The sequence below is a fragment of the Pseudomonas sp. TZ252 genome (assembly GCF_056110345.1).
Window position 1 is genome coordinate 1,675,583 of sequence record NZ_CM148566.1, and the last position, 11,585, is coordinate 1,687,167.

Below are 11,585 nucleotides of genomic sequence, written 5' to 3' on the forward strand. Positions count from 1 at the left end.
ATGACGGGCGCCAACCCTGCGAGCGAAGAAGTCATGTCCCTACAACGCCCTATCCCCAGCCTGGCGCGTCCCTTGTCGCGCCTCTCCCCGCTCACCCTTGCCCTGCGCTGCGCCCTGCTCGGCCTGTCGGCGGTCGGCGCCGGCCTGCTCGGCGGCGGCCTGGCCCACGCGCAGAGCGTCGGCCAGCACAGCGCGGCTACCCGCCTGGACGACGCCACGCCACGCAGCTACGACATCCCGGCGGGGTCGCTGGGCGCCTCCCTGGGCGCCTTCGCCAGCCAGTCGGGCCTGCTGCTGTCCTTCGACCCCGAGCTGACCCGCGGTCGCACCGCGCCGGCGCTCAAGGGTCGCTACAGCGTACTGGAAGGCTTGCAGCGAGTGCTGTCGAACACCGGCCTGCAGGTCGCGGCGGGAACCTCCGGCGCCTACCTGCAGGTCGAGCCGCGCATGTCCGGCGAAGCCCCGGCCGACCTGTCGCCGGTGGTGGTCTCGGCCGCCGAGCTGGCCGATCCGCAGAAGGAAACCTATACCGCGCCGCGCTCGTCGGTGTACCTCTCCAGCGAAGAGATCGACCGCTTCGGCCGGGTTTCCGTGGGTGACCTGCTCCAGGGCATCCCGGGCGTACAGGTCGGCGACAGCCGCAACGGTGGCGCGCTGGACGTCAACATCCGCGGCATCCAGGGGCAGAGCCGGGTGGCGGTGCGGGTCGACGGCGCGGAGCAGGCGCTGGACGTCTACCGCGGCTACGCCGGCACCCAGCAGCGCAGCTACATCGATCCCGACCTGGTCAGCAGCGTGACCGTCGACAAGGGTCCCTCGACCCGCTCGGGCGCGATCGGCGGCAGCGTGGAAATGCGCACCATCGGCGTCAAGGACATCCTGGTGGACGGTAAGGACCTCGGCGTGCGCTTCACCGGCAACGTCTGGAACAACGGCGTCGCCCCGCAGCACCGCAGCGCCAGTTCGAAGACCGAGAATCTCAGCAGCGTGCCGCACGATGACCGCGGCAGCCTGTTCGGCTCCCAGGCCAAGTCCGGCAGCGCCGCCTTCGCCTACCGCAACGAGCATCTGGACCTGGTCGCCGCCTATGCGCAGCGCAACCAGGGCAACTACTTTTCCGGCAAGAAAGGCCAGGACCGCTATCGCGTCTACAACCGCTACGGTCGCGAGGAAAGCAGCGTAGCCAAGGTCTACAACGCAGGAGAGGAAGTGCTCAACTCGTCGTCGGAGACCGAGTCCTACCTGCTCAAGGCGACCTGGCGCATCGCCGACGAGCACACCCTGGACCTCGGCTATCGTCGCTACGACGGGCGCACCGGGGAGATCATGCCGTCGGACATCTTCCGTTTCGGCACCGCCGGCATCTACCAGTACCCATTGAGCGAAGTGAAGATCGACACCTACACCGCACGCTACCGTTACCTGCCCGAGAACAATCCGCTGGTGGACCTCAGCACCGGCCTGTGGATGACCGAGGCGAAGAGCGACATGCTGACCTCGGTGCTGGCACCGCGCTCCCAGGCCTATCGCTCCGACCGCAACTGGACGCGCCAGGACAACCGGCGCATCGGCGGCGACCTGAACAACGTGGCGCGCTTCGAAACCGACTTCGGCGATTTCAAGCTCGACCTCGGCGGCTCGTTCCAGGTCGAAGACATCCAGCCGCAGAAAAGCGTGGTCACCACCCTCCACGACATCAACGCCAACCGTACCCTGAGGGACGCCACCCGCCAGGAATACGGCCTCAACGGCAAGCTCGAGTTCAAGCCGGTCGAGCGCCTGACGCTATGGGGCGGCGGCCGCTACAGCCACTTCAACAGCAAGGACAACGGCATCTCCGCCTCGCCGCGGCGCGAGGATCGCGACATGCGCTTCATCACGGTGAGCAGGCCCGGCTACTACGGCTCGATGATGTGGTTCCCCGACCAGAACGGCCAGTACACCGACGCCACCGATCCGCGCCTCAACAACGGCATCGTCACCAACAACACCAACAATCCGTTCGAAGGCATTCCCTTCGACGAGTTCGGCCCGGCCAACGTGACGGTCCATCCCTCGCGGGTCACCAACGTGGTCACCGGCTACAACTACAGCAAGAAGGGCAGCAGCCGCGGCGGCGGTTTCTCGCCGGCATTCGGGATCAATTTCGAGCTGGCCCCGGATACCTTCGTCTACGCCTCCTACACCGAAGGCCTGCGTCTGCCGTCGCTGTTCGAGACCAGCCAGGGCACCCTCCAGGTCGAGCCGGGCAAGGACCTCAAGCCCGAGCGTTCGCGCAGCTGGGAGATCGGTGCCAGCGCGCTGCGCGACAGCCTGTTGGCCGACGGCGACTCGGCGGCGATCAAGCTGGCCTACTTCAACAACACCATCAAGAACTACATCACCCGCTATTACGATCCGGGCCAGATGGGCCTGATGACCTTCAGCAACACCGACAGCTACCGCACCAGCGGTCTCGAATTGCAATCGCACTACGACGCAGGGCGGGTGTTCGCCGACCTGTCGGCGACCTACTACCTGAAGACCGAGACCTGCGACGCCGCCTTCGCCGCCAGGCTGCGCGCCGGCGCCAACCGCTACCAGCGCACCGAGAACACGCCGAACTGCACGCCGGGCAGCTTCATGGGCTCCTATACCAACACGCAGAACCCGCCGCGGCTGGCGACCAACCTGACCGCCGGCCTGCGCTTCTTCGACCAGGCCCTGACCCTGGGCGGACGCATGACCTATACCTCCGGCCCCACCGCCACGGCGGACAAGCCCTGGCAGGTCGGCGCCACCACACCGCAGATCGAGTACCGCTCGGTGCAGTTGTTCGACCTGTTCCTCAAGTACAAGCTGTTCGAGCACACCGAACTGAATGCCTCGCTGCAGAACCTCACCGACCGCTATTACCTCGACCCGCTGGCACAGAGTTTCATGCCCGCGCCCGGGCGTACCCTGCGGGTGGGGATGCAGGCGAAGTTCTGAGCCGCCCTCTCCCCCTCCAGGCGTTGTCGGCGGAGCGCCGCTCCGGTAGGGCGGATAACCGCCCAGCGGTTATCCGCCGAAGCACCGGGCCTCCCGCTCCCCGTCCCTCCGGAACTGTCCGGAGGAGCGGCGAGACAGCGTCCGTCACCACGACAACGGATAACTCACCACCAGCCGCGTCTGGTCGAAGTCGCTGTTGAAGCTGCGTCGGTTGCTGGCGTGGTTGAGGCGCACGTTGAGCCGCGCCAGCGGACCGCTCTGCACGGTGTAGCCGAGCTCGACATCGCGCTCCCATTCCTTGCCGCCGCTACCGGCCTTGGTGGTGGCGTTCGAGCCATGGCCGTAGCGGACCATGCCGATCAGGCCGGGCCAGCCGAGGCCGACGAAATCGTAGTCGTAGCGCACCTGCCAGGAGCGTTCGTCGGCGTTGGTGAAGTTGCCGTTGAACATGTCGTTGCCCATGCTCCGCCCACTGCTGCCGTAGACCGATTGCCAGCCGCTGTCGCCGCCGACCTTCTGCAGGCCAAGGTAGAAGGTATGCAGGCCGATGCCGGCGGAAAACAGGCCGTAGAGGGTATGGCTGTCGATCTCTCCGGCGCGCGCGGCGCCGTCGTCGCGGTCGACGAACAGGCCGAGGTTGGCGCCCAGGGTCCAGTCGCCGACACGCTGCTTGTGCAGCAGGTTGGCGTAGCTCTGCCGGTAGACGTCCTCCAGTTGCCCGTGCCACAGGCCCAGTTGGGTGCGCTCGCGGTTGAAGCGGTACTCAGCGCCGGCATAGTTGAAACCGTCCGATTTCTGCGTCGGCGCGCTCCAGGCCGATAGGTCCTGCATGTCCGCCGAATTGCGCAGGCTCACCGCGTCGAAGCGTCCGGCCTGCAGAGCCAGGCCCGGCAGCTCGCGGGAAACCACGGCGAAACCGCGGAACGTCTGCGGCAGCAGGCGTCCGTCGTCGTAGCGCAACAGCGGAATGTCCGGGAGCATCTCGCCGATCTTCAGTTCGCTGGCCGAAACGCGCAGCTTGGCGGCCACGCCGACGCGCCCATAGTTGTCCGCCGCGCGACCGTCATCGTGCAACGGAAGAAGCTCGGAATTGCTGGTGCCACGTCCGCTGTTCAGCTTCACGCCGAACAGGCCGATGGCGTCGAGGCCGACGCCGACCGTGCCCGGGGTATAGCCGGAACTGAACTTGAGGATGAAGCCCTGCGCCCACTCGTCCACCAGGCTCTTGCCGGCATCGTGGTCGCGGAAATCGCGGTTGAAGTAATAGTTGCGCAGGACCAGGTCGGTCTTCGCATCCTCCAGGAAGCCGCCCTCGGCAGCTTGCGCGGCAAGACAGGCGAGCATCGGCAGGACCGCCCCTGCATTGCGCGGGACTGCGGTTTTACGACGGATTTTCATTGTTATTGTGCTCCGTTTTTCAGGGACGACCGAGCCCCGGCAGCCTCTGCGGGCCACCTGGCGACGACGGTCGGGTCAGCAGCGGGGCGCGGGCCCCGCCGCCAGGGTCAGAACGGGTACTGGCGCGGCGCGTGCTGCACGCTGATCCAGTGGTCGGTGGTGAATTCCTCGATGGCCCAGTCGCCGTTGAAGCGGCCAAGTCCGGAGTTCTTCTCGCCGCCGAAGGGCGCGTTGGCCTCGTCGTTCACCGGAATGTCGTTGACGTGGGTCATCCCCGCGCGAAGCTGGCGGGCAAAGCGCACCGCGCGTTCCAGGTCGCGGCTGAACACCGCGCTGGACAGCCCGTATTCGCTGGCGTTGGCCAACTCCAGCGCATGCGCCTCGTCGCGCGCGCGGAGCAGGCCGACCAGCGGGCCGAAGATTTCATCGCGGGCGATCTCCATCGTCGCGGTGACCTCGCCGAATACGTGCGGAGCCAGCAACTGCCCATCGACGCCGCCCTCGTACAGCGGCTTGGCGCCTTCCTGGCGGGCCAGGCGGATCTTTTCCAGCAGGCCTTCGAGCTGGCGCGCGTTGACGATCGGCCCGACCGCGGTATCGGCGCGCTGCGGATCGCCGACCCGGAGGCCCTTGACCCGCTCGACGAAGCGCGCGGCGAAAGCGTCGTAGAGGCTGTCCTCGACGATGATGCGGTTGATCGCCATGCAGATCTGCCCCTGGTGGAGGAACTTGCCGAACACCGCGGCATTCACCGCCTGCTCCAGGTCGGCGTCGCCGAGCACCACGAACGGACTGTTGCCGCCAAGCTCCAGCGCCACGTGCTTGAGATGCGCGCCGCCGCTGGCGATGCGGCCGATGTTGCGGCCCACCGGGGTCGATCCGGTGAAGGTCACCAGGCCCGGCACCGGGTGCTCGACGAAGGCGTCGCCGATCTCGCTGCCGGGGCCGACCACCACGCTGAACAGCCCGGCCGGCAGCCCGGCCTCTTCGAAGATCCGCGCCAGCAGCAGTCCGCCGCAGACCGGCGTGTCGCTGGCCGGCTTGACCACCACCGCGTTGCCCAGCGCCAGGGCCGGGGCGATGGAACGCTGGGTCAGGTGCAGCGGGAAGTTCCACGGGCTGATCACCCCGACCACGCCGATGGCGCTGCGGTAGACCCGGCTTTCCTTGCCCGGCACGTCGGACTCGACGATGCGCCCGTGCACCCGTGCCGGGAACGACGCCGACTCCAGGGTGATCGCGCGCGCCGCGCCCCATTCGATCTCGGCCTTCAGGCGGGTGCTGCCGGACTCGCGGATGATCCAGTCGACGATCTCCTCGTGGCGGCGGTCGAACACCTCCACCGCCTTGTACAGTACCGCCGCGCGTGCCGAGGGCCCGAGCGCGGCCCATGCCGGCTGGACCTCGGCGGCCTTGGCGTAGGCGGCATCGAGGTCGTCGCGGTCGGCCTGCTCGATCTCCAGCAGCAGGCTGCCGTCGAACGGGTTGCTCACCTTCAGCCGGCGGCCGGCCCGGCCGTGGCGCCACTCGCCGGCCAGGGGCTGGAGACCGAGGTCGGTATAACGGGAATCGCTCATCGCTCTTCTCCTCTTTCGAAAATCACAGGGGTTTCTTCGCCGTCGCGTCGACGGACGCTTCCGCCGGCACGCGCGGCCGCAGGTGGATGCAGGCGATCGCCAGCGCGCCGATCACGCCGGGCGCGGCGAAGGCCAGGAAGTTCTGCTGGAACGGCAGCTCCAGGGCCAGCAGGCTGCCGCCGAGCATCGGCCCGGCGATGGCGCCGAGGCGGCCGACGCCGGCGGCCCAGCCGACCCCGGTGGAGCGCACCCAGGCCGGATAGAACTGCGCGGCGTAGGCATGGATCACCGCCAGGGTGCCGATGGTGGTGGCGCCGGCCACCACCAGCAGGCCGTTGAGCAGCCAGGGGCCTGGCCCCAGGCCGAGGGCCGCCAGGGAGGCCGCGGCCAGGGCGAAGAACAGCACCAGGGTGCGGCCGGCGCCGAGGCGGTCGGCCAGCCAGCCGCCGAACAACGCACCGAGGGTCGCCCCGACATTCAGGGTGACGAGGAACGCCAGACTCGAACCGAGGGCGTAGCCGCCGCCGGCCATCAGTTTCGGCAACCAGGTGTTGAGCCCGTAGCTCATCAGCATGCACATGGCGAAGGCCACCCACAGCAGCAGGGTGCCCACTGCCTGGCGCCCCTCGAACAACTGGGCGACCCGTCCGCTCGGCGCTTCGGCCGCGACAGCGTTCGCCCGCTCGGCGCCGGGCCGGTAGTCGGGATCGACCTTGCGCAGCAGCGCGTCCAGTTCGGCGCGGCGGCCCTTGAGTTCGAGGAACGCCGCTGACTCCGGCAACCAGCGCAACATCAGCGGCACCGCCAGTACCGGCAGCACCGCCACGTAGAACACCGATTGCCAGCCCCAGGCGGGGATCATGGCGATCGCCAGTAGCGCCGAGAGCACCGCGCCCACCGAGTAGAAGGCCGACATCACCGTGACCAGGGTGCTGCGCCGCCCGGCCGGGGCGAATTCGCTGATCAGGTTGATCGCGCTGGGCACCAGCGCGCCCAGTGCCAGGCCGGTGAAGAAGCGTCCGGCGCCCAGTTCCAGCGGGTCGCGGGCGTGCCCGGTGAGGAAGGCGGCGAGGCTCGCCAGCAGGGTGGTGGCGATCACCAGGCGGCGCCGGCCGAAACGGTCCGCCAGCGGCGCCAGCAGGGTGCCGCCGAAGAGCATGCCGAACAGCGCGCAACTGCCGAGGGTGCCGGCCTGCACCGGGCTCAGCTGCCACTCCTGCATCAGGCGTGGCACCACCGAGCCGTAGATGACCATGTCGTAGCCGTCGAACAGCATGATGAAACACCCCCAGCCGAGGATCAGCCAGTGAGTACGGTTAAAGCGGGCAGCGTCGATCACCGCCGCAGCGGATTGCCTGTTCATACCAACCTCTCTCTTGTTCTTGTTATGGGCGCACGCGGGCGTCGGTCGGCACCGCCCACTCTGGCATGGGGCGGCGCCGTGGAACATCAGGGTTCGATGGTTTGCGTCGGCACCTCGATCAAAACCGGGCGATCAGCGGCCAGGGCATGCTTCAAGGCACCTTCCAGCTCTTCGCGGGTGGCTGCGTGGAGCGCCTCGACGCCATAGCCGCGGGCGATCGCGCAGAAGTCCAGGCCGGGCACGTCGAGCCCCGGCGCATCGGGCACCTCGAGCACCCCGGCGAACCAGCGCAGGGCGCCGTAGGTACCGTTCTTGAGGATGATGAACACCGCCGGCACGCGGTATTGCGCGGCACTCCAGAGCGCGGTGATGCCGTAGTTGGCCGAGCCGTCGCCGATGATCCCGATCACCTGCCGCCGCGGCTGCGCCAGTTGCGCGCCGACCGCCGCCGGCAGGCCGAAGCCGAGGCCGCCGGCGGCCGGGAAGAAGTAGCTGCCCGGCTCGCGCATCTCCACGCGCTGCCAGAAGGCGGTCACGGTGGAAGTCGACTCCTTGACGAAGATGGCGTCGCGCGGCGCCAGCGCATCGATCACGTCGAACACGGTTTCCGGACGCAGCGGTCCGCCCTCCTCGGCCAGCGCCGGCGGTCGCGGCAGCGCCTCGGGCAACGGCCGCGCACTGGGGCGGACCTGTTCGAGCAGTGCCTCGAGGGTCAGCGCGATGTCGCCGACCAACGCGTCGCCCATCGGCGCCCGTGCCGCTTCGCCGGGATCGCAGGTGACCTGCACCAGCTCGGCGCCGGCCGGCAGGTAATCGCCGGGGGCGAACTGGTGATAGCGGAACACCGGCGCGCCGACCACCAGGATCAGGTCGTGGCCGTCCAGCAGCCGGCTGATCCCGGCGATGGCCGCCGGCAGCACGCCGCGGAAGCAGGCATGGCGGGTGGGGAACGGACAACGCGAGGCCGACGGCGCGACCCAGGCCGGCATCCGCAGCTTCTCCGCCAGTTCCACGGCCAGGCCGTTGGCATTCGCCCCGTCGACGTCCGGACCGAGCACCAGCACCGGGTTGCGCGAGCGCGACAGGCGCTCGCCGAGTTCGGCCAGCAATGCCGGCGCGGGCAGCGCGGCGCCGCTGACCTGGCGCGCAGCCAGGTGTTCGACGCCGGCCGGCGCCGGTTGCGCCCAGTCGTCGTAGGGAATCGACAGGTACACCGGCGCCCGCGGCGGCAGGCTGGCGGTCTGGATCGCCTGGCTCAGCGCGCGCGGTACATCCTGGGCGCAGGCCGGCTCGTGGCTCCATTTCACCAGCGGCTTGGGCAGTTGTCCGGCATCGACGTTGGCGAGCATCGCCTCGACCCCGATCATCGAGCGCACCTGCTGCCCGGCGGTGATGACCAGGGGGCTATGGGAGTACCAGGCGTTGGTCAGGGCACCCATACCGTTGCCGGTGCCCGCCGCCGCATGCAGGTTGACGAAGGCCGGGCGGCCGCTGGCCAGGGCGAAGCCATCGGCCATGCCGACCACCGCGCCCTCGTGCAGGCCGAGGATGTAGCGGAAATCCTCGGGGAAGTCCTTGAGGAACGGCAGCTCGTTGGAGCCGGGGTTGCCGAAGACGGTGGTCAGGCCGTGGCGACGGAGGATCTCGTAAGACGCGGAATGGACGGTTTTCATGCAGGCCTTCAAGCTCGTTTCCTGGATTTGCGCTACTGTTGCAGCCGCTCGATAATCAATCAAATCGATACTCTTTCTATAAAAAATAGAGCTGATCTATATGAGTCCGATCGATCTCAACCTGATCCGCACCTTCGTCACCCTCTACGAAGCCGGCAGCGTGACCCTCGCCGCGGAGCGCCTGTTCGTCACCCAGCCATCGGTGAGCTACGCCCTGGCGCGCCTGCGCGAACTGTTCGACGACGCGTTGTTCACCCGCACCCGCGACGGCATCCAGCCGACCTTCGTCGCCGAGCAGCTCTACGGCACCTTCCGCGAGTCGCTGACGCGCATCGAGGGCGCGGTACAGAGCGTTCGCCACTTCGATCCGGCGACCACCGAGCGACGTTTCCGCATCGCCCTCACCGATCTCGGCGAAGTGGGTTTCCTCTCGCTGATCCTCGAACGCCTGACCCGCGACGCGCCGTTCGCCGAAGTGGAAGTGCTGCCGCTGCAGGTGGACGAGGTCGGCGCCTGGCTGAGCAGCGCCAAGGTCGACGCGGCGATTTGCCGCCAGCCGGTGCCCGGCGCGCGCAGCCAGCGGGTCCTGCACGAGCGCTACGTGTGCCTGCTCAGCGACCGCCACCCGCGGATCGGCGACAGCCTGAGCCTGGAGCAGTACCTGGCCGAGCGGCACATCGTGGTGACCCGTACCTCCGGCCACGGCATCGCCGAGGACGTGCTCGAGGCCATGCAGGTGCAGCGCCGCATCAGCCTGCGGGTGCCGCACTTCTCGGTGCTGCCGAAGATCATTCCCGGTACCGAGCTGCTGACCATCCTGCCGGCGCAGATCGCCTATCGCTTCGTCGCCGAAGGCGGCATGCGCATGCTCGAACTGCCCTTCACCCTGCCGCCGTTCGACGTCTCCCTGCACTGGCACGAGAGCAGCGAACGCTCGGCGGCGCTGAACTGGTTCCGCACCACCATCGCCGAGGCGATCATCGCCGCCCAACGCTGAAACGCCGGCGGCCCTCACGCAGCGTCTCCCAGCGTCGGCGAGCGCTCGCGACGCCGCGCACCGAGCAGCGGCAACACGGCGGCCGCGACGACGAACACCGCCGCGAACGCCCCATAGAGGGACAGCGGCTGCCAGCCGTCGTCGAGCAGGAGCCCGGCCACCAGCGGCGAGAGGATCGCCCCGCCGCGACCGACGCCGATCCCCCAGCCGACCCCGGTGGCGCGCACCGAAGCGTCGTAGAGGCTCGGCGCCAGGGCATACAGGCCGGCCACGCAGGCGTTGGCGCAAAGCCCGATCAGCAGTCCCAGCGGCAAGGCCGCGCCGGGCAGCCCGGCGCTCAGCGAGAACAGCGCGAGCAGAGCGGCGGTAAGCAGCATGAACAGCGCCAGCACCCGTTCCAGGCGAAAGCGCGCGGCAAGCCCGCCGAGCAAGGCGGCACCGAAGATCCCGCCGATGCTCAGCAGGGTGCCGCCGGTGATGCCCTGGGCGGTGGACAGGCCGGCGGCGACCAGCAGCTTCGGCGTCCAGCTCATGATGAAGTAGAAGCCGAACATCACCAGGAAAAACAGCGCCCAGAGCAGCAGCGTGGTACGTCGCTGAGCAACGCAGAGCAACCGGGCGAGGCGGCTACCGTGCTCCGCTCCGCCGCCGGGCGGGCTCGGCAGTTCGGCGAGCGCCGCGCGGCCCAGGCGCCGGGCCAGCGCGTTGACCCGTTGCAACGCCCGCGGCGGCCGGCGCGCCAGGAGGAAGTCCAGCGACTCCGGCAGGCACAGGCAGACCAGCGGGATCACCGCCAGGGTCAGGCCAGCGCCGAAGACGAACACCGAGCGCCAGCCCCAGGCGCCGATCAGCCATACCGCGAGCAGTCCGCCAAGGGTCGCGCCGAGCGCGTAGCCGGTGGACTGCAGGCTTACCGCCAGGCCGCGCCAGCGGCGCGAGGCGTACTCGCTGGCGATCACGTTGCTGCTGGCGAGGATGCCGCCGATACCCAGTCCGGTCAGCCCGCGCAGCAACGCCAGTTGCCAGGCCGCCTGGCTCAGCGCCGAGGCGAGCATGCCCAGGCCCGACAGCGCCAGGCAGGCGAGGATCAGCGGGCGGCGCCCCCAGCGGTCGGCCCAGGGCGCGATGAACAGCGAGCCGGCGGCCATGCCGAAGAGGCCGGCGCTGAGCAGCAGGCCGATCTCGGCGCCGCCAAGGTTCCATTCGGCGGCCACCGAGGATGCGGTGAAGGCCATCACCAGCACGTCGAAGCCATCGATCAGGTTGAGCACGATGCACACAGCCACCGCCAGCCACTGGACCGGACGCATCGGTTCGTCGTCGAGAGCGCGGCGCAAGTCCCGGTTCATGGGCGGCCCTCCCCGAGCGGACAGGAAAGAAGCGACGGCGGGCGGGAGCGAGGCGCGGGAATGCAGGAATCCATCATCGGGAAGACCCTTTTTCTTGTTGTTGTAGGCACGGCAAGCGCAGGCACCCTGGCACCGTTGCGTCGATGCCGCAATCCTATTGGATCCATTTTGGCGACAAGAAAATGGATGGCCAGCGGATATCCCACTGTCAGCGAAATCCGAGAAAGGCTCTGGAACGAGATAATTTGGCAATTTATT

At 68.6% G+C, this 11,585-nt stretch carries 7 protein-coding genes; 2 read left to right on the plus strand and 5 right to left on the minus strand.

The genetic code is table 11. The annotated features are described in order from the left end of the window. The first annotated feature begins 33 nt into the window (after positions 1–33). Positions 34–2,970 (plus strand): TonB-dependent receptor, encoded by a 2,937-nt coding sequence (locus ACYAF3_RS07805; protein ID WP_277882987.1) that lies wholly within the window; start codon positions 34–36, stop codon positions 2,968–2,970. Positions 2,971–3,114: 144 nt separating this feature from the next. On the opposite strand, the gene ACYAF3_RS07810 is transcribed toward ACYAF3_RS07805, so the two are convergent. The 4 genes from ACYAF3_RS07810 to mdlC all read right to left on the minus strand — a co-directional run bounded on the left by ACYAF3_RS07810 (position 3,115) and on the right by mdlC (position 8,981). Continuing rightward, on the minus strand, positions 3,115–4,368 hold the full coding sequence (locus ACYAF3_RS07810) for an OprD family porin (RefSeq protein ID WP_003123555.1): 1,254 nt from the start codon (positions 4,366–4,368) through the stop codon (positions 3,115–3,117). Between the two features lie 107 nt (positions 4,369–4,475). Continuing rightward, positions 4,476–5,945, minus strand: coding sequence for an aldehyde dehydrogenase family protein (locus ACYAF3_RS07815; RefSeq protein WP_003107137.1), 1,470 nt, complete (start codon positions 5,943–5,945; stop codon positions 4,476–4,478). 22 nt (positions 5,946–5,967) lie between these two features. Then, positions 5,968–7,308 carry an MFS transporter gene (locus ACYAF3_RS07820; protein ID WP_003112299.1) on the minus strand — a complete coding sequence of 447 codons (1,341 nt, stop codon included), beginning with the start codon at positions 7,306–7,308 and terminating at the stop codon, positions 5,968–5,970. Between the two features lie 86 nt (positions 7,309–7,394). Beyond that, positions 7,395–8,981 (minus strand): benzoylformate decarboxylase, encoded by a 1,587-nt coding sequence (mdlC, locus tag ACYAF3_RS07825; RefSeq protein ID WP_003099962.1) that lies wholly within the window; start codon positions 8,979–8,981, stop codon positions 7,395–7,397. A gap of 100 nt (positions 8,982–9,081) precedes the next feature. On the opposite strand from mdlC, the gene ACYAF3_RS07830 reads away from it, so the two are divergent. Then, complete coding sequence (locus tag ACYAF3_RS07830) at positions 9,082–9,978, plus strand: LysR family transcriptional regulator (RefSeq protein ID WP_003095545.1); 897 nt, start codon at positions 9,082–9,084, stop codon at positions 9,976–9,978. 14 nt (positions 9,979–9,992) lie between these two features. On the opposite strand, the gene ACYAF3_RS07835 is transcribed toward ACYAF3_RS07830, so the two are convergent. After that, positions 9,993–11,327, minus strand: coding sequence for an MFS transporter (locus ACYAF3_RS07835; RefSeq protein ID WP_014834148.1), 1,335 nt, complete (start codon positions 11,325–11,327; stop codon positions 9,993–9,995). Between the last annotated feature and the right edge of the window lie 258 nt (positions 11,328–11,585).